This window comes from Neptunomonas sp. XY-337, assembly GCF_004959845.1.
GTDB classification, from domain to species: Bacteria; Pseudomonadota; Gammaproteobacteria; order Pseudomonadales; family Balneatricaceae; genus Neptunomonas; species Neptunomonas marina.
Window position 1 is genome coordinate 228,703 of sequence record NZ_SPLL01000004.1, and the last position, 25,054, is coordinate 253,756.

A 25,054-nucleotide genomic window follows, 5' to 3' on the forward strand; every position below is an offset into this window, starting at 1 on the left:
AGAGGACCGACTATGACACTTACTGAGCTGCGCTACATCGTGACGCTAGCAAAAGAGCAGCACTTTGGACGTGCCGCTGAGCAGTGCTTTGTCAGCCAACCCACGCTCTCGATTGCCGTTAAAAAGCTGGAGGAGGAGTTGGGCGTGGCGCTGTTTGAGCGGACTAAGAACTCCGTGCACTTAACAGATGTCGGCGCTCAAGTAGTGGAGCAAGCACAAAAGGTGCTGCAACAAGCGGATGCTATAAAAGATGTGGCGCAAAACGGTAAAGACCAACTGCTGGCACCGCTGCGGGTCGGTGCCATCTACACCATCGGCCCCTACCTGTTTCCACACTTGGTACCTCAGGTACGCCAACTAGCGCCCAATATGCCGCTCTATATCGAAGAGAACTTTACCGCCCGCCTACGTGAAAAGCTGCGCCAAGGGGAGCTAGACGCGATTATCATCGCCCTACCCTTCGAGGAACCTGATGTCGTCACTCGGCCTCTGTATGACGAGCCTTTCGTGATGCTGCTGCCCAAGCAGCACCCGTGGAAAGATCAGCGCCAGATCGATGCAGCCAGCCTCAGCAGCACCGAATTACTATTACTCGGCGAGGGCCACTGTTTCCGCGATCAAGTGCTTGAGTCCTGCCCAACGCTCACACAAGCGATTCAGCAGCAGCATCGCGTGACCGAAGGCAGCTCGCTAGAAACGATCCGCATGATGGTGGCCACAGGCCTTGGCGCAAGTGTATTACCGATCTCTGCGACCGATGGGCACTACCAGTCTGATCTGGTCATCACCAAGCCGTTCAAGCAGCCGCAGCCCACCCGCACCGTGGCCGTGGCATGGCGTGCAAGCTTCCCACGTCCACAGGCGATCGATGTGCTGATCAACGCCGTCAGCTTGTGCAACGTGACGCCCCACTAAGGACACCGTAAGATCATGGCATCGGCAAACGATATCACCCAGCTCAAAGGGGTGGGTGCAGCGATGGCGCTTAAACTGGAGCGCTTGGGCATTACGCAGATTCAAGACCTGCTGTTCCACCTGCCACTACGCTATCAAGACCGCACGCGCATCGTACCCATAGGCTCATTGCAGCCCGGCGATGAAGTGGTCGTGGAGGGCGAAGTACGCATCAGTGATATTCAGATGGGACGCCGCCGCGCACTACTGTGTCGTATTCAAGATGGCACAGGGACATTAACACTGCGCTTTTTTCACTTTAGCGCCGCACAAAAAAACGGTCTGGCACCTGGCAAGCGGGTGCGCTGCTTTGGCGAAGCACGCCCAGGCCCCAACGGACTCGAGATGGTGCACCCTGAGTATCGCGCCAGCGGCAACGATGGACTACAGCCCACCGATACACACCTAACGCCCGTCTACCCGATGACCGAGGGCTTGCAGCAAAACAAACTGCGCAAACTTATGGAGCAAGCACTCAGCTGGCTAGATACCGGCCATATCGAGGAACTCCTGCCCGCCAGTGTGCGTAGCTACTGGAAACTGCCTGAGTTAAAAGCCGCACTGCGCTACCTGCACACACCCCCGGTGGATGCCGACCAGCATCTACTGTTGGCAGGCCGACACCCTGCGCAGCGCCGCCTCGCCTTTGAAGAGCTGCTAGCACATCATTTAACGTTGCTGAAACTGCGCCAGCAGATCCAACAAGATGGAGCCCCTGCCATGGCGGCCACGGGTCACTTCTCGCAGCCCTTTCTTGCCCAATTGCCCTTTTCGCTCACTAACGCTCAACAACGTGTTTGCCAAGAGGTGGCAGTAGACCTTGCCCAACCGCGCCCCATGCTACGCTTGATTCAGGGCGATGTTGGCTCAGGTAAAACGATGATTGCTGCACTGGCGGCCCTGCAAGCGGTGGAGAACGGTTTTCAAGCTGCGATCATGGCACCCACCGAAATCTTGGCTGAGCAGCACTTCAACAACTTTCAGGCGTGGCTGGAGACGCTGGGTATTCAGGTGGCGTGGCTCGTGGGTAAGCTCAAGGGCAAACGCCGTGAGCAACAGCTCACGAGCATCGCAGATGGTAGCGCACAGGTGGTGGTTGGTACCCATGCACTCTTTCAGGATGAGGTGCGTTTTTACAACCTAGGGCTTGCCATTATCGATGAGCAACACCGCTTCGGCGTTCATCAGCGCTTGAGTCTGCGCGAAAAAGGCCGTGATGGCATTCAAACGCCGCACCAGCTGATCATGACCGCCACGCCGATCCCACGCACACTGACCATGAGCGCCTATGCGGATCTGGATTGCTCCATCATCGATGAGCTGCCACCGGGACGCACCCCGGTTAATACAGTGGTGATTGATGACTCGCGCCGCGACCAAGTGATCAGCCGCGTGCGCGCCGCTTGCCAAGAGGGTAAGCAGGTGTACTGGGTCTGCACCTTAATTGAAGAGTCCGAGGCGCTGCAATGCCAAGCAGCAGAAGTCACCGCCGAACAGCTGAAAGAGCAGCTTGCGGAGTTACGCATTGGTTTGGTTCATGGCCGTATGAAAGCTGCGGAAAAAGCCGAGGTGATGCAGCGCTTCAAACAAGCTGAGCTTGATCTCTTGGTTGCAACCACCGTTATCGAAGTGGGTGTGGATGTACCCAACGCCAGCGTGATGATCATCGAAAATCCAGAGCGGCTCGGTTTATCGCAGCTCCACCAGTTGCGCGGCCGCGTCGGGCGAGGGTCGGTCGCGAGCCACTGCGTTCTGATGTACCATGCGCCCCTTTCCAAACAGGGTAAAGAGCGTTTAGCAGTGATGCGCCAAACCACCGATGGTTTCCGGATCGCCGAGAAAGATCTAGAGCTGCGCGGCCCCGGTGAGGTGCTCGGCACACGCCAAACCGGCGATATGCAGTTTCGTATCGCCGACCTTCAGCGCGACTCTGATCTTTTAGATGCCGTGCGAGATGCCGCCACCCAACTAACCCAAGAGCCAACTCTCACCAGCGCGATTACTCGTCGCTGGTTAGCACAGGGTGAAGAGTACGGCCACGTTTAACCAGCCAAGGTAAGAAATATGAGTTTAACAGCAGAACAGATAGCGCTGGTCGGCCAGCAGATTGGCCGAGAGCCCAAAGGGTTAGTGGCGGTCACCGTCGCAACACCAAAAGGGGTCCCCTTGGTTGTTCAGATGCGCTCGTTAGTGGATGACATCCCGTTTCCAACGCTCTATTGGCTCACATCAAAAGCGCTCTGCAAAGCGATTGGTAGCATCGAGACACAGGGGTGGGTTAAGGAGATCGAGGCCCGCCTGCAAACGGATGAGGCCCTGCGTGAAGCCTATCTGCAAAATCAGCGCGACTACGTAGCCCGCCGCTGGGAGCTGATGCAACCCGAAGATAAAGCACGTATCGAAGCGCTCGGCTTTACCGAGATGTTCGAGCGCTATGGCATCGGCGGCATCTCCCAATGGGACAAGGTGCGCTGCCTACACATGCAATATGCGCATCACCTTGCAGAGGGTAACGTTATCGGCGCGTTACTTGATGAGGAGTTCGGCCTGCAGCAACAGGAGTACTCCCAGTGAGCCGCTACGCGGTGCTCTCGGATATTCACAGCAATATCTGGGCGCTCAACGCCGTCCTTGAGGATGCACTGAACAGCGGCATTACCCAATTTATCAATTTAGGCGATATCCTTTACGGGCCGTTAGCTCCACACGCCACGTATCAGCGCTTGGCCGATCTGGAAAAGCACTATGCTGTCACCACCATCAGCGGCAATCAGGATCGGGATATTGTTGCTGCAACGGAGGCAGCATTGGCAGCCAACCCTACGCTGCGCTTTATCCACACAGAGCTTGGCGCCGATGCCTTAGCATGGTTAAGCAGCCTCCCCTTCGACGCGCATTTACCAAACGGTTTACAGCTGTGCCACGGGACACCTCAGAGCGATTTAATCTACCTGCTTGAGACAATCCAAAATATGCGCACTACGCTGCGCTCAACATCTGAGATCGAGGGGTTAGTGGGTAAATTACCACCTGCTACTCGGCTGCTGTTGTGTGGGCATACGCACCTGCCGCGCCAAGTCGAGCTTAATACAACCCTCACTATCGTAAACCCCGGTAGTGTCGGCCTACCGGCTTATGCCGATGACGAACCCGCCCCTCATCGCATGGAGACCAGATCAAACTGCGCGCAATATGCGATCATCAGTTTTGCTAACCAGCAGTGGCACTGCGAGCAGCGCGCGATTGCCTATGATTTTGAACCTGCCGCGCAGGCAGCGCTAGCACGTAACCGAGCGGACTGGGCTCATGCACTGCGTACCGGATACGCGCCAGTTTGACGCGCACTTACGCCAATCGAGCGGCCGTGGTACATTGGTGAACAAGGCTCTTTTCAATTCGCGAAAACCCCTTGTATTATGGATGCTTTGCTTGTGTCATGTTTTTGTAACAGACACTGGCAAAAATAGCGTGCTTGCTCTGTTCAAGCGGACGTCACTTTAAATTGGATTTATCAATGGGTTTTCTTCAACTCAGCAAGCTCGTCACCGGCGTGCTTGTGGTACTTACAGCATGGTTATTGGCACCGCTGATTTGGCAGATCGCCGCACTCTTCAAAGACGCCCCAACGCCGCAATTCTCTCCTGCCAGTGTTACCTCAAGCGCAGCTATTAGCGCACCCAATACTGATACCGCATCGCTGGTTGCTGAGATTCAAGCACACCATCTGTTTGGCCAAGCAGCGCGCCCCGCGCAGAATAAACCCGCGGCAGTCATTACAGCGACACAAGAGGTGAAACAGACACGCCTCAATATCAAATTGCTCGGTCTGGTATCGGGCCAGAACGGCGTTGCCGTTATTAACTTTGAAGGTAAACAGGGCGCCTATCGGATCGATGAAGTTATCTCCGATAAGCGCAGCCGCCGCGTCACGCTGGCCGCTATCGCCCAAGATCACGTGATTATTTATAACAACGACGTGGCAGAAAAGTTGCTGCTACCGAAGAAAGCCGCACGCTCAGCAGCGATCGCAAGTGTCAGCTCAACACCCAGAGAGGTTAGTTTGAGTGACCCCGCGTTTACTGAACTACTGGGGCAAAACCCCAAGCGCACCCTCACCTCAAACCCATTAGCATTGACTCGGTTTATGTCACTTGCGCCCCAGCGCAATGGCAATCGCTTAGCGGGCTATCGTATTCAAGCAGGGCGTGATACCCGCTTGCTGGAACGTGCAGGCCTCAACAGCGGCGATCTCATTACCCACATCAACAATATTCCGGCTGCGAATCTCGATATCCCGCAGCTATACCAGATAATTAGCAACACAGCGGCCGTCTCGCTGACGCTACAGCGCAACGGCAAGCCTGTGACAATGGACATCCGGTTGTAATGATTAACCTTAAATCCCTCTCCCTTGCTGTACTTCTCTCGCTCTCTTCAGCGGCTATCGCTGAGGACTACACACTCGATATGCGCGGTGTGGATATTCGCGAATTCATCAACACCATCTCGAAGATGACGGGCAAAACAATCGTCGTCGACGATAAGGTGCGCGGCAAGGTTGATATTCAAAGCCCGAGCATGCTCACCGCCGATGAGCTATACGAGGTGTTCCTTGTACAACTGGGCATTCGAGGCTACGCCGTTGTCGATACCGGCAATAACATTCTGAAGGTTATTCCGGCACAGGGCGCTAAGCTAGAGGGCACGGATGTACAGATCGGCACACCGGCGCGTGCAAGTGAAGAGGTTGTCACTCGCGTTGTCGCAGTGCAGAACGTCAACGCCAATCAGCTAGCCGCAACGTTGCGCCCATTGATCGATAACCGCTTAGGCATTATTGCAGCTTATGAAACATCGAACGTCATTCTGGTTACCGATCGCGCCGCTAATGTGCGCCGCATCGCGAAGATCATCGCCGAAGTCGACCAAGCCGACTCCCAATCACTAGAGATGATGCCGCTTACTAACGCCTCAGCCAGCGAGCTTGAGCGTATTCTTAGTAGCGTGCTGAAGGACTCGCGCAAAGAGCAAACCGGGCCTTCGCCACTTATTACCTCCGATCAGCGCACCAATACGCTCATCGTGCGCGCAGACGCCACCACACGCAGCCGTATTCGCCGCATCGTTAAAGACCTCGATGGCGAGGTACAAACCACCTCAAATACCCGTGTGGTCTATCTCAAGTACGCCAAAGCAAAAGATTTGGTACCCGTTCTGAAGGGCGTTAGCGATACCATTATCAAAGAGGAAAAAGGCCAACAGGGCACGACAAAAGGCGCCGCAGCTCAGGGAAGCAACCTCAACATCGATGCACATGAGCAAACCAACACCGTGGTCATTTCGGGTAGCCCTCACATTATCAAAACGCTGGAGGGTATTATCGAGAAGCTCGATATTCGCCGCGCCCAAGTGATGGTTGAAGCAGTCATCGCAGAAGTCTCCGACAACAAAGCTAAAGAGCTCGGTGTTCAGTGGCTCCTCTTTGACGGCAGCGGCGATGGCACGGTGCCGGCAGGTGCGATCGACTTCGGTTCAGAAACACGCCCAGGTATCGTCGATATTGCCGCGGCGGCAGCATCCGACAACATCACTCCCGGCGTGATTGGTAACGGCATCTCGCTGGGCTTTGGGCGTTTCAACGAAGATGGCTTCAGTTTTGCGGCCTTTATCACCGCACTCGACGATGATCAGGACTCCAACGTGCTCTCAACGCCGAGTCTGGTCACCATGGATAATGAAGAAGCCTACATCCAAGTCGGCCAAGAAGTACCGATTATCACAGGGTCAACCGCGAGCGATAGCAACAGCAACCCGTTCCAAACAATTGAGCGTAAAGATATCGGCGTTAAGCTCAAAGTGACCCCACAGATCAACGAAGGCGATGCGGTTCGCCTAACCATTGAGCAAGAGGTCTCCTCGTTAACGGGCATTGAAGCCTCTGATATCGTGACCAACAAGCGCGTGATATCAACCACGGTCTTGATCGATGATGGCTCCACGCTGGCGCTTGGTGGTTTGATTCAAGAGGATGAGCAGGCCAGCACCTCGAAAGTGCCTTTGTTGGGCGATATCCCTTACGTTGGCCGCGCTTTCAGAACCGATAGCAACACAACGAAAAAGCGTAATTTGATGGTATTTATCCGCCCGACCATCATCCGCGATTCTACAGTTGCCACCTCTGTTAGCCGCCAAAAATATAACTATATTCACGCGCGCCAAGTACTACTTGGCAACAGCAAAACCGGTATGAAAAGTCAGCCTTCAACGCTGCCAGCCTGGCCAAAGACGCGCAATAACCCACTGCGTGTTGAAGAGGCCACATCGCAATCCGATGAAGACCTAATCTTCAAAATGCTGGACGGGGACGACTAAGGCGATGATTGCCCAGCCACTCTTCCCTTTTGCGTTTGCCCGTAAGCACAAGATCCTTGCAACTGGCCAAGAGGGTCAGCCTGCACAGGTGCGCTTTACCGCAGCCACCAGCTTGGATGGCATTCTGGAGGCTGATCGTCTTTGTTTAGGCCAAGCGCAGTTTATCGAGATTGAAGAGAACGCACTGGACGATGCCATCAGCCTCGCTTATCAAGCAGCAGACAACGCCCTTGAGAGCATCTCCGAGATCAACGATGTCATCGATCTCGATGCATTAGCGCAGAGCATTCCCGAATCCGAAGATCTATTGGACGCTCAAGACGACGCTCCGGTGATTCGCTTGATCAACGCCCTCTTTGCCGAAGCGTTGAAAAAGCAAGCATCGGATATCCACCTTGAAACCTTCGAGCAAACCATGTCGGTGCGCCTGCGCGTAGATGGCGTACTCCAAGAGATTCTGCGTCCTAGCCGCCCGCTAGCGCCGCTGTTGATCTCGCGTATTAAGGTCATGGCCAAGCTCGATATTGCCGAGCGCCGAGTACCTCAAGACGGGCGTGTCTCGCTGAAGATGGCTGGCAAAGCGCTGGATGTGCGGGTCTCGACTATGCCCTCTATTCATGGTGAGCGCGTAGTTATGCGTTTGCTCGATAAACAAGCCTCTCGTATGGACCTTGCAGATCTTGGTATGCCCGCGGCTACCTTGGCTCAGTTTAGCGAGCTACTGCATCAACCCAACGGCATTATTTTGGTAACCGGCCCCACAGGATCGGGTAAAACCACCACGCTCTACGCGGGCTTAACGCTGATCAATAGCCGCAGCCGCAACATTCTCACGGTGGAAGATCCGGTCGAGTATGCGCTTGAGGGCGTGGGTCAAACCCCGGTTAACGCCAAGAGCGGAATGACCTTCGCCAAAGGGTTGCGCGCCATTTTGCGACAAGACCCCGATGTGGTGATGGTGGGTGAAATACGTGACCCAGAAACCGCACAAATTGCCGTACAGGCCAGCTTAACAGGCCACTTGGTGCTATCCACCCTGCACACCAACGATGCGCTAGGTGCTGTGACACGATTAATGGATATCGGCGTTGAGCCCTATCTCATTGCCTCTTCGTTAAAAGGCGTGTTAGCACAACGCTTAGTACGTACCCTTTGTAGCCACTGCAAACAGGATTACCAGCTCAATAGTGAAGATGCTAAAGCACTGGGTGATATCAGTTTAGCGGGCACAACGGTCAAAGAGAGCCAAGGTTGCGAGGCCTGCCAAAACACCGGTTATAGTGGCCGTAAAGGGCTTTATGAACTCTTGGTTGTGGATAAAAGTTTAGCTCGACTTATCCACGATAAAACCAGCGAACACGCGATGGCTCAGCATGTGAATAAACATCTGATCACCATGCTCGATCAAGGCCGCACAATGGTACTGGAGGGTCAGACATCACCTTCCGAAGTTCTCAGAATGGTGAAGGAGTCTGCGGACAATGCCATCCTTTGAGTACCAAGCGGCAGCGCCCAACGGTAAAAAGCGTAAGGGCTATATCGATGCAGACTCCGAGCGCCATGCGCGCCAATTACTGCGCGATCAACAGCTGATACCGATCTCCCTCAGCGCGAATGCCCCCAAAACACAGAGCCAACGTAGCCACTTTGGCCGCGTACCCGCGCGCGATATCGCGTTGTTCACACAACAATTTGCAGCGCTGGTTCAGTCCGCTATCCCGCTCGAAGAAGCGTTACGGGTGGCGGCGGAGCAAACCCGCAACAAAGCACTACGCCGCACACTGCAAGCCGTACGCAGCAAAATTCTAGAGGGCCACTCGCTTGCCGATGGGCTCAAAGAGCATCCCAAAGTGTTCCCAGCGGTATACCGCGCGCTGGTTGCCGCGGGCGAGCACTCCGGTGATCTTGGCAAAGTTCTGATGCGCCTTGCCGACTACACAACACGTGCTCAGGCGCTCAAGGGCACCGTCACGCAGGCGGCAATCTACCCGGCGGTACTGACGCTGGTTTCGATCGGCGTCATCACCATGCTGATGGCTTATGTTGTGCCCAAAGTTGTGGAACAGTTTGCGGATATGGGCCAGCAGCTTCCCTTCTTAACGCGCATCATGATCACCGTGTCTGACTTTATCGTGAACTCCGGCTGGCTGGTGTTGCTGATGATCGTTGTTGCTACGGTGCTGTGGAAAAAGCTACTCACCTACCCTGCGTTTCGCTTTAAGGTGCATAAGTCACTGCTAAAAATGCCCGCGATCGGCTCACTGGTCATCAACTTAGAAACTGCGCGGCTGCTCAATACCCTCAGCATCATGACGCAGAGCGGCTCGCCGTTATTGGATTCGCTACGTATTAGCAAAGACACCCTGAACAACCTTGTTGTCCAACAAGCTATCGCTGAGGCAAGTGAGCGCGTACGTGAAGGCCAGTTGCTCAGCAAAGCGATGACTGATGCGAAGATCTTCCCACCGATCGCCGTCTACATGATTGCCAATGGCGAGCACAGCGGGGAATTAGGGGATGCGCTGGGCCAAGCTGCGCAGCAGCAAGAGAGCCTTCTGACCGGTGTGATCAATATCGCGACCCGCTTAATTGAGCCACTGCTTATCATCATTTTTGGTGCGCTTGTGCTCACCATCGTGTTAGCGATTTTGCTACCGATTTTACAACTTAATAATTTGACCCAGTTTTAATTGCAGGAGCGTCCTATGAAAGACCGCAATCATCGCCAGCGCGGCTTCACCCTACTTGAGATCATGGTTGTTGTGGTGATTCTTGGCCTGTTAGTGGCGGTTGTAGCCCCAAATGTTTTGGATAACCAAGACAAAGCGATGGTGGAAAAAGCGAAAGCAGACATCGCGGCTCTGGAGCAAGCGCTGGATATGTACAAGCTGGATAACCACCAGCACCCCACCACCGACCAAGGCTTAGAAGCCTTGGTTGAGCGCCCTTCCATTAGCCCAGAGCCCAAAAACTACCGCCCCGATGGCTACATTAAGCGCTTACCAAACGACCCGTGGGGCAATGAATATCAGTACTTACAGCCGGGGGAAAACGGCGCATTCGATCTTTACTCTTTAGGCTCTGATGGTGAGAACGGTGGTGAAGGCCAAGCCGCAGACATCGGTAACTGGTAATCAAGCCGGCTTCACGTTGCTGGAGCTGATGGTTGTGGTCGCCTTGGTCGGACTCATCTCTGCCACGGTTGTTGTCACCTTGCCCAGCAGCCGCCCCGAGAGCTCAGCACTGGCAGCCCTGCAACAGCTTAAGGTTCAGTTGCAGGCCGTGAGCCTACGCGCGACGCAGGAGCAGCGCTGGTTTGGGATACGCTTCGATGAGCAGCGTTACCGCGTTATGCAATTTAGTGCAGGCCAATGGCAGCCGAACGCTGCCGCCAGTGCAACGACGCTGGCCGATACCATTTTTATCCAGTTAACCTCCGCTACCAGCGAGCAGCAGGAGGCGAAAGCACCACAGATCCAATTATCCCCCGATGGCCTCTTCACGCCCTTTCGGCTTGAGCTATCACAAGATAATCAACGCTTCTCGCTTAGTGATCCTTATGGCGCCATCGAATAGCCAACGCGGGTTTACGCTGCTCGAAGTGATGGTCGCGATCTTTATACTCGCGGTAGCGGCGGCGGCTTTAAGCCGCGCTGCAGGCCAGTCCACTCAAACGGTGGCTGCGCTTGAGATACGCCAGCATGCAACATGGGTCGCGCAGAATCAGCTCGCGCTCGTGTTGCTCGAAACGGAGCAACAGCTTGACGGCGAAGTGACCTTTGCTGGCTTCGACTTCTACTGGAAAGCCTCGAAAGCCGCCACAGAACTGGCAGACTTTCAGCGCATCACCGTCGATGTCAGTACAGCGGAGCAGCGCGGCTATATCCTGACTAGCCTCACGGGGTACCGCCATCGTGACTAGACAACGGGGTATGACGCTGATTGAGTTGGTCATCGCGATTGCAATCACAGCATTGGTCGGTGTGATTGCAAGCCAAATGCTCAGCGGTATGATCACCAACAACCAACAGCTAGAAACGCACACAGCGGAGCTAGCCAAGTTGCAGCGTGCGCTGACCATCATCCAGTCAGATCTTGACCAGATCGCGCTATCGGGTCGCCAAGTGAGCGCAGATATCACCACCGCCGAGCGCACCAATATTCCGGGGCTAATCTTGGAATTTACCCGTTTTCGTGCCACTCCGGCCGCTGGTGCAACAACGGATCTACTCGAGCGCGTTAGATACGTCATCGAGACAGACACCCTCGTGCGCTACAGTTTACCCGTCGCCCAACCCGCCCAAGAGGATGGCTGGTATCGCCATCAATTGCTGGATAGCGTTAACCGTGTGACGCCCTACTTTCTGGCCCAGCGATGGTCAGAACAGCTAACGGCAACCGATAACACCCCACTGGCGGCACTGCGGCTCGCTTTCGATACCGAGCGCTGGCAAACCTTTGAGGTGGTCAGCATGACGGGAGCGCGGCTATGAACAGACGCAGCAAACAACAGCGTGGTGCTGCGTTAATCCTCGTGTTAGGTGTGATGGCAGTGATCAGTATCCTCGCTACCCAAATCATTGAGACCAGCCGCCAGAGCACACAGGCATTCAAAGCCCAGCGAGATCTGCAACAGGCCCGCTGGTACGCTCGGGCGGGCGAGTTTTACGCCACCAGCAAACTTGGCGACTATATCGACAAAAAACAACTGGGGCTTAAAGACCGCGAAGTCCAGTTTCCTATCGAAGAGGGCTTTATCCGCTACGAGCTGACCTCGCTGCATCGTTGTCTCAATCTCAACTCGTTACAGTTGCCTGAGCCCAAAGAGAACGAAGCCGAGCGAGAGCAACAAAAGGCACAGCAAAGCTATACCGAAGCGGTTTGGCGCTATCTCATCACCGAGCACGCCCAAGCCGACACGGTGAGTGCCGATCAGCTTATCCAGCGCGCCCATGACTGGACCGATCCAGACGAGCTGCCCACCGGCGTTTACGGAGCTGAATCGAGTTTTTATGCCAGCCAGACACCTGCGCAGCGACCCGCTAATCGCACCTTCTTGCTAACCAGCGAGATTCGCTACCTAGAGGCCTTAGCCGCCGAGCCACGGCAGCAAATACTGCCGCTCATTTGCGCGCGGCCTAACGATTTGGCTATCGCCATCAACCCAAATGATCTCCAACCGCAGGATGCACCGCTATTGCAAGCGCTGATGGGCGAAGCCATCGACGCACGCACCGCGTTGAGTATTATCGAAGATCGCCCCCGCGAGGGCTGGAGCAATGCCGCTGAGTTTTGGCAGCAACCGGTCTTAAAAGACCTATCGGTTAGCGAGGCCAGCAAAGCAGCGATTGTCATGAAGCGGCACTATTTTTCACTGATAACAGAAGTACAATTTGGCGTTGCACGCTTTCGTCTGATCTCGTTACTGCATGTGGACGAGAACAAGAAAACCCGCGTACTGGGAAGACGCTACGGAGTTAACTCTTGAGTAAACGAATTTTTCTCTATCCTGATCGGGATGCGATCCAATGGCAGTGGCTACGCAGCGACGCCACTGGCCAAACCGAGCAGGGACAGACCAGCGCACAGGCCCTGTCTGAACTGGATGTCACGGGATGCCATATCATTATGGTGCTGCCTGGCTGTGATGTACGGCATGCCCTGATCGATATACCCGGCAATAAACGCGCCTTACTGGCAGCAGCACCCTTCATGATCGAAGAGCAGCTCAGCCAGCCACTTGAGCAATACCATATTGCGTGCAGCGCACCCACTCAGCAGCATGCCCACTGCTACGCGGTGCTCAATACCTCAATGCAGCGCTGGCTGGAACCATTGGCACACGCAGCGATCGAGCCGCAATGGGTCATTGCCGATTACCAACTACTCGCGGCGATCCAACAAGAGCCCGCTATAATCTGGCAGCAGGGCGAGCATGTTCTTTATGCAGATGATCAAACCCAATGCGCCGTCTCGGAGGCAGCGCTTCCACTGGTACTAGCGCGTACTGGCGCCAAAGAGCTCGTTTACTATCACGCTCCCGATCGCGCACCAGTGGCTATACCCAACGTTGAAGCAACTGCACAAACAGCCTCGTTGCTGGAGTTAGCCGCTAAGCAGTGGCCACCTAAGTCCACACTAACAAACCTGCTACAAGGAAGGTATAAACAACAGGGTGCGCTAGATAACCTATGGAGCGGACTGCGCTGGCCTACGGTGGCTGCTATTGCGCTGGTTATGGTTGTACTCGGTGGACTGATCGTCGACAACATGATGCTCAAACGCCAATCCGAAGCCCTAGCCCAAGCACAAAAGGAGATCTACCGCGCAACATTCCCCAATGCACGACGAATTGTTAATCCGGTTAGCCAGATGCGGGCGCAGCTAAAGCAGGTGACGAGCAATGAGGGTGAAAACCAACTGTTACAGTGGCTCAATCAAGGCGCAAAAGCACTGGGGCAAGCGGATATAGAACTGCTTAACTTTCGCTATACCGCCAATGCCTTGCGCATACAGATTCAAGCCCCTGACTATCGCCGTGTCGAGCAACTTAGCGAAGAGCTAACGGCGGCTGGCCTCGAAATACAACTGGGTACGCTCGTGAAGAACGGCAGCGGCGTCTCCGGTCTGGTAACCATCTCAGGAGGTCAAAGTGCTCAAAGATAGGTTTAGTAATTTATCCCAACGCGAGCAGCACACTTTACTGATCGCCCTACCGGTTGTCGCTATCTTGGTACTCTGGCTGGCCGTCTTTCGGCCATTGCTCGACTCGCGTAGCCAACTACAAGATCGAATCACACGTCAGCAAACGGATATTGCTTGGATGAAAGAAGCGGCAACCAAGATTCGGCCAAGCGTCTCTGGCCAACAGCCTGTCAATAGCGGCTCGATACGCCAACGCGTCACGCGAGCCTTGGGCCAGTATGGCGTCACATTGAGCCGTATCGAGCAGGGTAACGACGATAGCGTTAATGTCTGGGCAGAGAGAGCCTCATTCAATCAGCTCCTGAGCGCCATGCAACAAGCGGTTAGGGAAGGACTGCGTATTGAAAAGGCGCAGATCAACCAGACGACTGAGCCGGGGATCGTGAGTGCACGACTAACCTTTGTTGGAGGCTCACAATGAAACGCTCGCTCGGGCTATTTATAGGCGTACTCATAATCTCCTTAGTGGCGCATTTACCAGTCAGCTACCTGTATCCATTTGTGGCCCCCATGCTGCCCAAAGGTACTCAAGTTACTCAGCTAAATGGCACGCTATGGCGCGGCAACGCGCAGCTGAGAGTGGAGCGCTTCGAAGTCGGGCCAGTCACGTGGCACTTTGCCGTACCGCGCCTGATCAGGTTAGAAACAGGCTGGCAGATAACCCTGCCGCAGTTAGGTGCGAACGCACTGATTGCAGCCAAACTTTGGCAGTTGCCTCGCCTATCCAGCGTTGAGCTCACGGCAGATAGCCAACCTATTCAGCGTCAATTTCCTGTTTTAGCAGGCGTTGCTACCCAACTGGATATGCAGCTGCAAAACCTGACAGCTGGCAACTGCGAGGCAACGCAAGGGGAGGTTATACTGGCGCGCACCCTAGTGTTTGAGCTGCCTTTCGGGACGGTCTCGGGCGATATCAACTGCCAAGGTAACCGCTACTATGTTGAGTTTCGTAACGCGAATGCGCCGATATCCCTTACCGGCAGCGCTACGCTGTCTGCACAAGGCGCTTACCAGCTAGACGCGCAGCTCAAAACTCAAGACGCAACGCTACAGCAACAACTCGTCACACTGTTTGGCGGACGTGCTGATCAACAAACGTTTGTTATCAAGCAGCAGGGAAGGATGTAAAGGAGAGGAAGGAGCAGCGTAGGCGAGCACCCACGCTGCAAGCCAGATTACTGGCCAGTTAGACGCTGATACTTAGCCATCAGCTGGTCTTGTGTCTCTTCGTGGTCAGGATCTTTAGGGATACAGTCGACCGGACACACCTCAACACACTGCGGTGTATCGTAGTGACCTACACACTCGGTGCACTTACCTGGATCGATCTCATAGATCTCTTCACCCGGAGCAATCGCCTCGTTCGGGCATTCTGGTTCGCATACATCACAGTTGATGCATTCGTCGGTAATAATTAATGCCATTTTGGCTACCTCACTTACTCACAAGGTTTAACGGTTCTTTTGTCGTATATCGTTATTATGTATAGTTTTTCATCGCAGCGGCGACGGATGGGTGAACGAACTTACTTACGTCACCACCCAGCACTGCGATCTCTCTTATCAGTGTTGAGGAGATAAAAGAGAGTTTTTCTGCTGGTGTCAGGAACAAGCTTTCCGCTTGCGGCGCCAGTTGGCGGTTCATATTGGCAAGCTGGAACTCATATTCAAAGTCCGACACTGCTCGTAAGCCACGCAAAATAATATTCGCATTCTGCTCTTGCACTAGATCAGCCAGCAAGCAATCGAAACCCACCACCTCGACATTATCTAAGTCAGCCAGAACTTCACGGGCAAGTCCTGTTCTGACATCTAAAGGAAGTAGAGGTTTCTTTTTGGGGCTAGCCGCAACAGCAACCACAACTTTATCGAAGAGACATGCTCCTCGATGCACCAAATCCGAATGCCCGTTAGTGATTGGGTCAAACGTTCCGGGGTAGATGGCAATGTTCATAAGAGATTCACTCTAGCCTTGTTTTGCTGTGCATATTAGCACTAATGCAAGTGCGGCATATTATCTAAATTGCTTAGTCCGCACAAATACATTAAAGGAATGTATTGATTTCGATCAGTTATAAAAAAATTATTCTATATTTCATTATAGAATATAAGGTTATAGGCTATGATACCGATCACTTTAAAGAAGATCACGCAATTTTTTACGATTTTAGCCGCTTTTTTCATTCTAAACGGCTGTCAAACATTAGCAAATGTCGATAAAGGACTGTATACCGTCGCCGACGCCATCAGCGAAAAAGACCGCGTAACAGGCCGCCGTTCTTTAAGTATGGCATCACGCCAACAACAGATCGCCCAAGGCAACGCCTATATCGACCAAATTCTGAAAAAAGAGCGCCAAGCAGGGCGGCCAATTAACGCAAAACTCGACCGTAAAGCTTACCAACGCTTGGTACGCGTTTTCGATCGCATTCACCAAATCAGCCACTTGCGCCATGAACGTTGGCAACCCGTTCTGATTAAACGTGATTCGTTCAACGCCTTTACCACCGGTGGCACCTATATCGTGGTTCACACCGGCCTTATGGATCAGCTGTCTGAAGATGCAGAGCTAGCAGCCGTTATCGGCCATGAGATCGCTCACACGGTCGCCAACCATGTATTTGAGCGCCAGACCCACCAAACCGCTGCGGTTTTAAGCGGCTCCTCAACCGCCCGTCAGAACAGCTATCAAGCCGCGTTTACCCATGAAAGCGAGATCGAAGCAGACAAAGTAGGCATTCTTTACGCCGCACTCGCCGGCTATGACCCTTACGCAGCAAGCCGTATCTGGGCACGCCAATATAGAAAAGAGGGCGCCGCACGTAGCCTCTTTTTCCACGACCATCCGGTTAACTCAGAAAGGGCAGCTCTCACACGCAGCGTTGCCGATAAGGTAAATCGCTATTATCAGCGCGGGCGTCAAAACCCACAATTTGCACAACTACTCAACAGCAACAGTTTGTGGCGGAAACAACAATCAGAAACGGCAGCAGGGCAAGGAGGCGGGTTTGCAGCCTTACTATCAACGGCATTGAACGCCTATGGGCAACACCATGCAGCAAAGCAAGAGGCCCAGCGTCAAAGCCAGCAGATGCAAATGCTGAGATTGCTAGAGAAGCAGCTTGTGGTACGCCAAGAGAAGGTGATCAATCAACGCTCGTGGCGCGTGACATGGCAGAATCGAAATAAACATACCTTAAAGAATGTCATTATGGGTGTACTACTCAAAGATACCAAAGGGAATGTTTCAAGACTGATCACGCACATTAAAGGTAACATCCGGCCAGGCCAGCCGTTTTCCGGCACTTTCACGCTTAAAAATCATAAAGTTGCTGATCTGCGTCACATGCAGCTTCGCTACTATTTAGATGATGCCAAGCTGTAAAGCGACAAAAACGTTATTAGGGTAGAATGTTCGCTGAGCCATTCATGACACGGAGGAGATCATGGCCAGGCGAACACCTGAAGAAGCGGAGCAAACTCGGAAAACACTGCTCGAAACAGCTTTAGCATTATACGCAGAACACGGAATTTATAGCGTGAGCCTGAAGCGTATTGCCGCAGAATCCGGCGTCACGCACGGCGCTGTCTACTGGCATTTCAAAAGCCGCGATGATCTTGTGCTCAGTTTAAAAGAGCACTACACCCTCCCGTTCGCCGAGCATTACTTCGAGCATCTTCAAGCAATTGACCAAAACGCCCTCAAAGCGCTTAAAAACTTGCTGATCGATATCGTTACCCAGATCGAAGCTAACACGCACTATCATCAGATCTACACACTTTTTCACAAGCGCTCATGCGAACTGAGCCAAGTACCACACTTAGAGCCGCTACTTCAGCAAGACTGGCATACTTGGACTGATTACATCAATAAATTCTTGAAACAAGCACGCAAGCAAAAGCAGCTGAGTAAAAGCACGAAAGAGCAACCCTATGCTGAGCTGCTATTGTGTTTAATATTCGGCTTGCTAGACAGCAGCCATTACCAGCCTAAGCCTGCTGATCGCAAAACATTGATACGGCAAAGCGTACAGCGAGCACTGGATGGGTTAAAGCACTAATGAGCGGACGCGCGGGTGAACAGACGATATGTCACTTGGCCTGCTGTTTTTGCTCGGTGTTCATGCCAGTGTGCCGGCAGCTCTAATACGCGCAGCTCAGACTCTGTCTCTATATAGATCAAGGCGTTGTCTGCCAACAATGCTTTCGACTCCAACAACGCAACCGCTTCGCTCACCAGCCCTTTATGAAAAGGCGGATCCAAAAACACCACATCATAACGCACGCCCAAATCCTCGGGCTGTTGGCGTAGCCAATCTAGCGCAGACGCCTGAACAACCTCATGCTGCGGAGCCTTCAATAGCTGCAAATTGGCTTTAAGCTGCTTAATAACAGCCGGTGACTGATCGATAAACGTAACCGCCGTTGCACCGCGCGAGAGGGCCTCTAACCCGAGTGCACCACTGCCGGTGAAGAGATCTAAACAACGCGCGCCGGGCACGGCCACCTGTAGCCAATTGAAAAGCGTTTCACGGACTCGATCTGGCGTAGGCCGCAGCCCCTCAACATCAGGAAAAGGCACACGGCGGCTGCGCCACTGTCCACCAATAATGCGAAGTTGCGCGGCGGACTGACTACGTGGAGAGCTGCGTTTCACACTGTTTTTACGAGGCATAGACACTACTTTACTGAGGTTCAACAAGGATGCGGATGTTCTGGTTAGGATCAAGTAACCGTTGCAAGGCTTGCTGCACTTGAGCCGTATCGATGGCCGCTAGCGTATCACGAAACGCAACCGGTAGGTTAAGCGGCTGCCCATAAAACTGCGTGGCAGCGAAGCGGGCGACACGCCCTTCCAGCTCGCTGAGCTGGCGATCATTGAGCTTCGCAAGCTGGGCTTTACCCACCTCTAACTGTGATGTACTTAAGGCCTCGAAATGCTCCCAGAGCTTACGCTGTTGCTCCCGGCTCAGAGAACTCTCTGCGCTTAACACCAGAGCGGCAAACCCCGGCGCGCCCGGTGTTAACACCAGACGATATGTTACCGCTCCCGAAAAGAGTGTGGGCAGTTCTTGCTGCAGATAGCGTAGCGCCAGCGGCCATACCAGTGGCGGGGCAGTGGCGCTGTGAATATCGGCGGCTAATAGCGTCAGCGCTTTGCGGTCGCGGTGTTGCAACACGACTTGGGTAGCAGCCGTTGCAGCGTGGCGTGATTCACCATAGATAGGTGAGCTATCAAAACGTTGCTGTAACCTTTTTAGAAGTGTCTGGTCTTGCTGCTGAGCCACAACGAGAACGGTAGGGCGATAGTTGAACAACTGAACGCTATCGGTGATCGCGGGGCCACTATTCGCGAGTTGTAGCTTCAGGTTATAAAGCGCAAATGCCTCACTGGCCTGTGTTTCTAGGTATTGAGACGCTTGCGCTCTGCTCAGTGCATCAGGCAGGGCCCGCGTGACACTCTCAGCGAGGCGTTGCAGCTGCGTATCCAATTGATCGATATCCTGCACAGCTATCGAGAGCTGCAGACGATCCGCAAATAACTGGCCTTGAAACTGGTCAGCGCGTTGCAATACCTGCGTCAATGCATCACGCAGGGCACGCTGACGCAGCTGTGCCGTGGGATTATAGGCAGGAGGCAGTGCATAGGTCAGATATATCCGCGCCTGGGTCGCTTGCTCATCCTCTAAACTCGCTAGCCATGGCTGCTCCTGAAACGGCTCAGGACTTGCGATGCGGTTCTGCTGATTGAGCGCCGAAAGCAGCACAATGGCGACCGCAACAAGCCACAACAAGATCTTTAGATAGGTTCGGTTAAACAACGGCTTATATTCTGACTCCATAAGGCACCAAGGATCGCAGATTGATAACGCTATGATAAGATATCGCGCACATTCGAAGATAGAGTCGACCGACCATGATTCAGTTTAATCATGTGAGCAAGCGTTATGCTCAAGGGCATGATGCCTTGAAAGATGTGAACTTCACACTCGCCACGGGGGAGATGGCCTTTTTAACGGGTCACTCGGGTGCGGGCAAAAGTACCTTGCTAAAGCTGATCATGCTGATGGAACGCCCTTCTGCAGGCCAAATTCAGGTGGGAGAGCAACAGCTCAACGCCTTGGGCCGCCGTGATATACCGTATCTGCGCCGCTCAATCGGCGTGGTCTTCCAAAATCACCAGCTACTCTTTGACCGGTCGGTCTTCGACAACATTTTGCTACCGCTTCAAATCAGTGGCTTTGCGCCCGACGATGCTGCACGGCGGGTGCGGGCAGCGCTTGATAAAGTTGGGCTGCTAAACAAAGAAAAGATGAGCCCGCTGGCGCTCTCGAGTGGTGAGCAGCAACGCATTGGTATCGCACGGGCGATTGTCCACAAGCCGAAGATTTTGCTCGCCGATGAGCCAACCGGTAACCTCGATCCCCAGTTATCCGCAGAGATCATGCAGCTATTTACCCAGTTTAATCGCGTCGGCACCACCGTACTGATCGCCAGCCATGATATTGCACTGATTCGTAGCATGGGCCGACGTGTTCTCACCCTTCAATCAGGCAGGCTTCTCAGCGATGGATAAAAAACGTGGCGCGGTACGCGTCCAACCTACCCCAAAACCGGTGGTGGAGCCAAAAGGTCCACGCGGTGCAGAACACCATCATATCGACCGAAAAGGACATAGCGATAACTGGCGACGCCACCATGTGGATGTATGCAAAGGCGCACTGCGAAAATTACTGACAACACCGGTGGCATCCGCAATGACCATCGCCGTACTCGCGATCGCATTGACGCTGCCGGGCTTTTTGTTCTCTGCACTCGATAATATGCGTACCATCGCCACCGGCTGGGAAGGGGAAACCCGCATTTCACTCTATCTACAACCAAGCCTTAGCGATGCCGACGCCGATCGCTTCGGGCGCCAACTCATGCTGCGCGATGATATCGCCGCCATTGATATGATCAGCCGTGAGCAAGGCTTACGTGAGTTTGCACGTATCTCGGGGTTTAGCGATGTGCTCGACACCCTCAGTGACAACCCACTGCCTGCCGTGGTGGTATTGATGCCCACCGCAACCAGCACCAAAGATCTCGGCCTTTTGCGGGCCTCCTTTGAAGCATTGCCCGAAGTGGACGAAGCGGTACTCGACATGGAATGGCTGCAACGCTTACAAGCGATTATGGGGCTGGCATCGCGTGCCGTTTACGTACTCGGAGTTCTGCTCGGTTTGACGGTATTACTGGTCATTGGCAACACCATTCGCGTCGCGATTGAGAGCCGCCGCGACGAGATTGTTGTTAGTAAACTGGTGGGGGCGACCGATGCGTGGGTACGCCGTCCATTTCTTTACACTGGCTTCTGGTATGGGCTTATCGCGGCTCTGGTGGCTTGGGTTAGCATACAAGCCGCTTGGCTTATGTTGGAGCAACCCGTTGAGCAGCTAGCACAGCTGTATCGCAGCCATTATCAGTTACAGGGCTTGGGGTTAATGGGTAGCTTATGGCTATTTGTCTGCAGCGTATTACTAGGTTGGGCGGGCGCAGGACTGGCCGTGCACCGTCATCTACGTGACATAGAGCCTCAGTAGACTGTGCCTTTGAGCGCAACACTCTGATGCGCGAGACATCTTGATATTTGATAACGGCAACGCTATCTTTTAGCGTCCGTTTTTTGGATTTACACGCCACAAGCCCCTAAAACAGGGAACTTTTGAGGCGTGTCGATGTCACAAGCATCACTGAATAACACCAAGAGGTTTAGATTTAATGGGCAAAAGCTTGCAACTCATCGAACACATCTCTCCAGGTCAAAATCTGGAAGCATATGTGCAGACGATCAGTACGATTCCGGTACTGAGCGCCGAAGAGGAGCGTTCTCTGGCTGAGCGTCTGTTTTATCAAAATGATCTGGAAGCTGCGCGTCAGCTAGTCTTGTCGCATCTGCGCTTTGTTGTGCACATCGCTCGCAGCTACTCAGGATACGGTTTGCCACTTGGCGATCTTGTCCAAGAAGGCAATGTGGGCCTGATGAAAGCGGTTAAACGCTTCGACCCAACGATGGGTGTCCGCTTGGTCTCGTTCGCGGTGCACTGGATCAAAGCTGAGATGCACGAGTTTATTCTGCGTAACTGGCGTATCGTTAAGGTCGCTACCACAAAAGCGCAACGTAAGCTGTTCTTTAACCTGCGCTCACAAAAGAAAGCGCTCGGCTGGATGAATAACGACGAAGTTGCGGCCATTGCCGAAGACTTAGGCGTTGAAGAGAAAGTCGTTCGCCAGATGGAAGGCCGTATGGCTTCCGTCGATACCGCCTTTGATGCAACGGCCAGCGATGATGACGAATCCAGCAGCTATCTAGCGCCATCACAATTTTTAGAAGATCATTCAGCGGACCCAGCAGCACAACTTGAAGAAGCTAACTGGGAAGCTGACTCCCAAGCGCGCTTGATGGGCGCCATGGAGTCGCTGGATGATCGTAGCCGCGATATCTTGGCACAGCGTTGGTTGATGGAAGAGAAAGCAACACTGCATGAGCTCGCTGCAAAATATAGCGTCTCAGCTGAACGCATTCGCCAACTTGAAAAAAACGCCATGAAGAAGCTCAAGCAAGCTATCGGTACCGAGCTCGTCCCGGTGTAAATGCACGATTTTGAAAAAACCGCCGACTTCGGCGGTTTTTTTTTGCCTGCCTCAAATCTGCCGGTATTCGATGATATACTGCGGCCCTGTGTATTGAGAGTCGCTATATGCCAGCCAATATCTATGCCGCCTGTGCTGCTATCTCCGCTGCAATCGCCGTATCGATGGGTGCCTTCGCCGCCCACGGACTGAAGTCAATCCTATCGGCTTACCAGCTCGATATTATCGATACCGGGGTCCAGTACCAGTTTTATCATGCACTCGCTTTGTTAGTGGTCGCTTGGATGCATCAACAACGTCCTGCGCGTCTCCTTAAACTCAGCGCTGCTGCCTTTCTTGTAGGTACTCTCTGCTTTTCGGGAAGCCTCTACCTGCTCGCCTTGACCGGTATACGCGGGCTTGGTGTTATCACACCGATTGGCGGCGTAGCTTTTATTATTGGCTGGTTCATGGTTGCGACTCATTGTTGGCAAAACAAAGGTAATACAGATGCAAGTTGAACTAAACGGGGCACCCACTGAGCTGCCTGATAACGCGTCCCTGACCGACTTAATCAACCAAATGGACCTTGCCGGTAAGCGTATCGCTATCGAGGTGAATGAGGAGATCATTCCTCGTAGCCAGCATACGAGCTACATGCTCACCGCTGGCGATAAAGTTGAAGTCGTTCATGCCATCGGCGGCGGCTAAGCCGCACGCTGTTTCGCGTTACAAATTTCTATCAAAAGGATACCCAGAATGAGTAAAGATGACGCATTAGTAATTGCTGGCCAAACATTCCAATCTCGCCTTCTGGTAGGGACAGGAAAATACAAGGATCTTGATGAGACCCGTGAAGCCATTGAAGCGAGCGGCGCCGAAATCGTGACAGTGGCGGTTCGCCGCACCAACATCGGCCAAAATGCCGATGAGCCTAACTTGCTGGATGTCATCTCGCCAGACAAGTACACCATCTTGCCAAACACAGCAGGCTGCTACACTGCGGCTGACGCAGTACGCACCTGCCGACTGGCACGTGAACTACTCGATGGCCACGACCTCGTGAAACTGGAAGTACTGGGCGATCAAAAAACACTATACCCAAACATCGTTGAAACCCTACAAGCGGCTGAAACTCTGGTTAAAGATGGCTTTAAGGTGATGGTTTACACCAACGATGACCCTATCGTTGCGAAGCAGCTCGAAGAGATGGGCTGTGTTGCCGTCATGCCGCTAGGCTCCTTGATTGGCTCAGGGCTTGGCATCCTCAACCCCCACAACATCCAGATCATCATGGAAGCGGCTAACGTACCTATCATTGTCGATGCCGGCGTGGGTACCGCGTCAGATGCTGCTGTTGCGATGGAGATGGGCTGCGAAGGCGTGTTGATGAATACTGCTATTGCTGCTGCACAGAATCCTGTTTTGATGGCATCAGCGATGCGTAAAGCGATCGAAGCAGGCCGCGAAGCTCATCTAGCCGGCCGTATGCCACGTAAGAAATACGCCAGCGCCTCTTCACCATTAGAAGGCGTTATTGGTTAACCAACCGAATAAGATATCTGCATGACCGAAGAAAACACCGAAGATCAAAAATATATGCGTAAGGTGCGCAGCTTTGTGCTGCGTGCTGGCCGTATGACCGAAGGCCAACAGAAGGCGATGGACGAGGTTTGGCCGCGTATGGGGCTCACTCTCGAACACGGCCTGCTCGACCTAAACGACGTGTTTGGTCGTGAGGCACCTGTCGTTCTGGAGATCGGCTTTGGCATGGGTGACTCGCTTATCGAAATGGCGAAAAACCAGCCCGAAAAAAACTACATCGGCATTGAAGTACACCGCCCCGGTGTAGGCCGGTTGCTGAGTAACGCCGATAAAGAGGGTTTGGATAACATCCGCGTGTTCTGTGAAGACGCTATCGAGGTACTCGCGCAATCGATTCCAGATGGCAGCCTCGATTGCATTCAGCTCTTTTTCCCCGATCCATGGCATAAGAAACGCCATCACAAGCGCCGTATTGTGCAGCCAGAACTGGCAGAGAGCTTACGCAAAAAGCTAAAGGTTGGTGGTGTTTTCCATATGGCAACCGATTGGGAAAACTATGCTGAGCACATGATGGAAGTGATGAGCGCAGCACCTGGCTATAAGAACGTAGCGGGAGAGGGGGCTTTTTCACCACAGCCGCAATGGCGCCCAGTGACGAAATTCCAGCGCCGTGGCGAAAAGCTCGGACACGGAGTTTGGGACTTAATGTTCGAACGCACCCAATAGTTAATTGAACAACGGCTGGCATTGACCAGCCGTTTTTTATTCCGCCACGACCAACCCTAAGCTCCGCCTCTCACATCCCTTTTCACTCAAATCTGTATGATTCTTCTGTGCATAACTTATTGGATAGAAATATTCAG

Annotated in this window: 29 protein-coding genes; 25 read left to right on the top strand and 4 right to left on the bottom strand. The window is 53.4% G+C overall.

The features are described 5' to 3' along the window. The first annotated feature begins 12 nt into the window (after positions 1-12). From E4L36_RS11060 to gspN, 16 genes are all read left to right on the top strand, one after another. Complete coding sequence (locus E4L36_RS11060) at positions 13-915, top strand: hydrogen peroxide-inducible genes activator (protein WP_136680660.1); 903 nt, start codon at positions 13-15, stop codon at positions 913-915. Between the two features lie 15 nt (positions 916-930). Then, positions 931-3,000 (top strand): ATP-dependent DNA helicase RecG, encoded by a 2,070-nt coding sequence (recG, locus tag E4L36_RS11065; RefSeq protein WP_136680661.1) that lies wholly within the window; start codon positions 931-933, stop codon positions 2,998-3,000. 18 nt (positions 3,001-3,018) lie between these two features. Continuing rightward, positions 3,019-3,528, top strand: a complete 510-nt coding sequence (locus E4L36_RS11070) for a DUF501 domain-containing protein (RefSeq protein ID WP_136680662.1) — start codon at positions 3,019-3,021, stop codon at positions 3,526-3,528. Then, a complete protein-coding gene (locus E4L36_RS11075) occupies positions 3,525-4,292 on the top strand; it encodes a metallophosphoesterase family protein (protein ID WP_136680663.1) in 768 nt (255 codons plus the stop codon). The genes E4L36_RS11070 and E4L36_RS11075 overlap by 4 nt, the downstream gene beginning before the upstream one ends. A 176-nt stretch (positions 4,293-4,468) precedes the next feature. Next, on the top strand, positions 4,469-5,341 hold the full coding sequence (locus E4L36_RS11080; protein WP_136680664.1) for a type II secretion system protein N: 873 nt from the start codon (positions 4,469-4,471) through the stop codon (positions 5,339-5,341). Then, positions 5,341-7,326, top strand: coding sequence for a type II secretion system secretin GspD (gene gspD, locus E4L36_RS11085; protein WP_136680665.1), 1,986 nt, complete (start codon positions 5,341-5,343; stop codon positions 7,324-7,326). The genes E4L36_RS11080 and gspD overlap by 1 nt, the downstream gene beginning before the upstream one ends. A 4-nt stretch (positions 7,327-7,330) precedes the next feature. After that, positions 7,331-8,821, top strand: a complete 1,491-nt coding sequence (gene gspE / locus E4L36_RS11090) for a type II secretion system ATPase GspE (RefSeq protein WP_136680666.1) — start codon at positions 7,331-7,333, stop codon at positions 8,819-8,821. Continuing rightward, a complete protein-coding gene (gene gspF / locus E4L36_RS11095; protein ID WP_136680667.1) occupies positions 8,808-10,016 on the top strand; it encodes a type II secretion system inner membrane protein GspF in 1,209 nt (402 codons plus the stop codon). Before gspE ends, gspF begins: the two co-directional genes overlap by 14 nt. A gap of 15 nt (positions 10,017-10,031) precedes the next feature. Continuing rightward, the gene (gspG, locus tag E4L36_RS11100) at positions 10,032-10,460 is read left to right on the top strand and encodes a type II secretion system major pseudopilin GspG (protein ID WP_127693531.1); all 429 of its coding nucleotides are present in this window, start codon (positions 10,032-10,034) and stop codon (positions 10,458-10,460) included. After that, positions 10,426-10,902 carry a type II secretion system minor pseudopilin GspH gene (gspH, locus tag E4L36_RS11105; RefSeq protein WP_169051528.1) on the top strand — a complete coding sequence of 159 codons (477 nt, stop codon included), beginning with the start codon at positions 10,426-10,428 and terminating at the stop codon, positions 10,900-10,902. The genes gspG and gspH overlap by 35 nt, the downstream gene beginning before the upstream one ends. Next, positions 10,886-11,248: a type II secretion system minor pseudopilin GspI gene (gspI, locus tag E4L36_RS11110; RefSeq protein ID WP_164847036.1), complete on the top strand. Its 363-nt coding sequence runs from the start codon at positions 10,886-10,888 to the stop codon at positions 11,246-11,248. The genes gspH and gspI overlap by 17 nt, the downstream gene beginning before the upstream one ends. Continuing rightward, complete coding sequence (gene gspJ, locus E4L36_RS11115) at positions 11,241-11,819, top strand: type II secretion system minor pseudopilin GspJ (RefSeq protein WP_136680670.1); 579 nt, start codon at positions 11,241-11,243, stop codon at positions 11,817-11,819. Before gspI ends, gspJ begins: the two co-directional genes overlap by 8 nt. Further along, positions 11,816-12,814, top strand: coding sequence for a type II secretion system minor pseudopilin GspK (gene gspK, locus E4L36_RS11120; protein WP_136680671.1), 999 nt, complete (start codon positions 11,816-11,818; stop codon positions 12,812-12,814). Before gspJ ends, gspK begins: the two co-directional genes overlap by 4 nt. After that, a complete protein-coding gene (gene gspL / locus E4L36_RS11125) occupies positions 12,811-13,992 on the top strand; it encodes a type II secretion system protein GspL (RefSeq protein ID WP_136680672.1) in 1,182 nt (393 codons plus the stop codon). The genes gspK and gspL overlap by 4 nt, the downstream gene beginning before the upstream one ends. Beyond that, positions 13,979-14,452, top strand: a complete 474-nt coding sequence (locus E4L36_RS11130; protein WP_136680673.1) for a type II secretion system protein M — start codon at positions 13,979-13,981, stop codon at positions 14,450-14,452. Before gspL ends, E4L36_RS11130 begins: the two co-directional genes overlap by 14 nt. Beyond that, positions 14,449-15,159: a type II secretion system protein N gene (gene gspN / locus E4L36_RS11135; protein WP_136680674.1), complete on the top strand. Its 711-nt coding sequence runs from the start codon at positions 14,449-14,451 to the stop codon at positions 15,157-15,159. Before E4L36_RS11130 ends, gspN begins: the two co-directional genes overlap by 4 nt. Positions 15,160-15,206: 47 nt before the next feature. Here gspN and E4L36_RS11140 read toward each other — a convergent pair whose 3' ends face one another. Continuing rightward, positions 15,207-15,455, bottom strand: coding sequence for a YfhL family 4Fe-4S dicluster ferredoxin (locus tag E4L36_RS11140; RefSeq protein WP_127693539.1), 249 nt, complete (start codon positions 15,453-15,455; stop codon positions 15,207-15,209). A gap of 55 nt (positions 15,456-15,510) precedes the next feature. Then, positions 15,511-15,984 carry a pantetheine-phosphate adenylyltransferase gene (gene coaD / locus E4L36_RS11145; RefSeq protein ID WP_136680675.1) on the bottom strand — a complete coding sequence of 158 codons (474 nt, stop codon included), beginning with the start codon at positions 15,982-15,984 and terminating at the stop codon, positions 15,511-15,513. A 168-nt stretch (positions 15,985-16,152) separates the two neighbouring features. On the opposite strand from coaD, the gene E4L36_RS11150 reads away from it, so the two are divergent. After that, positions 16,153-17,415 (top strand): M48 family metallopeptidase, encoded by a 1,263-nt coding sequence (locus tag E4L36_RS11150; RefSeq protein WP_136680676.1) that lies wholly within the window; start codon positions 16,153-16,155, stop codon positions 17,413-17,415. 61 nt (positions 17,416-17,476) lie between these two features. Then, positions 17,477-18,091 (top strand): TetR family transcriptional regulator, encoded by a 615-nt coding sequence (locus tag E4L36_RS11155; protein ID WP_136680677.1) that lies wholly within the window; start codon positions 17,477-17,479, stop codon positions 18,089-18,091. On the opposite strand, the gene rsmD is transcribed toward E4L36_RS11155, so the two are convergent. Continuing rightward, complete coding sequence (gene rsmD / locus E4L36_RS11160) at positions 18,088-18,705, bottom strand: 16S rRNA (guanine(966)-N(2))-methyltransferase RsmD (protein ID WP_136680678.1); 618 nt, start codon at positions 18,703-18,705, stop codon at positions 18,088-18,090. The two genes, E4L36_RS11155 and rsmD, sit on opposite strands and share 4 nt — an antisense overlap. Positions 18,706-18,715: 10 nt before the next feature. Then, complete coding sequence (locus tag E4L36_RS11165; protein ID WP_136680679.1) at positions 18,716-19,873, bottom strand: hypothetical protein; 1,158 nt, start codon at positions 19,871-19,873, stop codon at positions 18,716-18,718. A 74-nt stretch (positions 19,874-19,947) separates the two neighbouring features. Between E4L36_RS11165 and ftsE the strand changes: the two genes are divergently transcribed. The 7 genes from ftsE (at position 19,948) to trmB (ending at position 24,917) form a co-directional block, all read left to right on the top strand. Beyond that, complete coding sequence (ftsE, locus tag E4L36_RS11170) at positions 19,948-20,607, top strand: cell division ATP-binding protein FtsE (protein WP_136680680.1); 660 nt, start codon at positions 19,948-19,950, stop codon at positions 20,605-20,607. Beyond that, the gene (gene ftsX, locus E4L36_RS11175; RefSeq protein WP_136680681.1) at positions 20,600-21,616 is read left to right on the top strand and encodes a permease-like cell division protein FtsX; all 1,017 of its coding nucleotides are present in this window, start codon (positions 20,600-20,602) and stop codon (positions 21,614-21,616) included. The genes ftsE and ftsX overlap by 8 nt, the downstream gene beginning before the upstream one ends. A 178-nt stretch (positions 21,617-21,794) precedes the next feature. Next, positions 21,795-22,667, top strand: a complete 873-nt coding sequence (gene rpoH / locus E4L36_RS11180) for an RNA polymerase sigma factor RpoH (RefSeq protein WP_127693547.1) — start codon at positions 21,795-21,797, stop codon at positions 22,665-22,667. A gap of 107 nt (positions 22,668-22,774) precedes the next feature. Next, positions 22,775-23,167, top strand: coding sequence for a DUF423 domain-containing protein (locus E4L36_RS11185; protein WP_136680682.1), 393 nt, complete (start codon positions 22,775-22,777; stop codon positions 23,165-23,167). Further along, complete coding sequence (thiS, locus tag E4L36_RS11190; protein WP_127693549.1) at positions 23,157-23,357, top strand: sulfur carrier protein ThiS; 201 nt, start codon at positions 23,157-23,159, stop codon at positions 23,355-23,357. Before E4L36_RS11185 ends, thiS begins: the two co-directional genes overlap by 11 nt. A gap of 48 nt (positions 23,358-23,405) precedes the next feature. Further along, the gene (locus E4L36_RS11195; RefSeq protein WP_136680683.1) at positions 23,406-24,191 is read left to right on the top strand and encodes a thiazole synthase; all 786 of its coding nucleotides are present in this window, start codon (positions 23,406-23,408) and stop codon (positions 24,189-24,191) included. 21 nt (positions 24,192-24,212) lie between these two features. Beyond that, the gene (gene trmB, locus E4L36_RS11200; protein ID WP_136680684.1) at positions 24,213-24,917 is read left to right on the top strand and encodes a tRNA (guanosine(46)-N7)-methyltransferase TrmB; all 705 of its coding nucleotides are present in this window, start codon (positions 24,213-24,215) and stop codon (positions 24,915-24,917) included. The last annotated feature ends 137 nt before the right edge of the window (positions 24,918-25,054 follow it).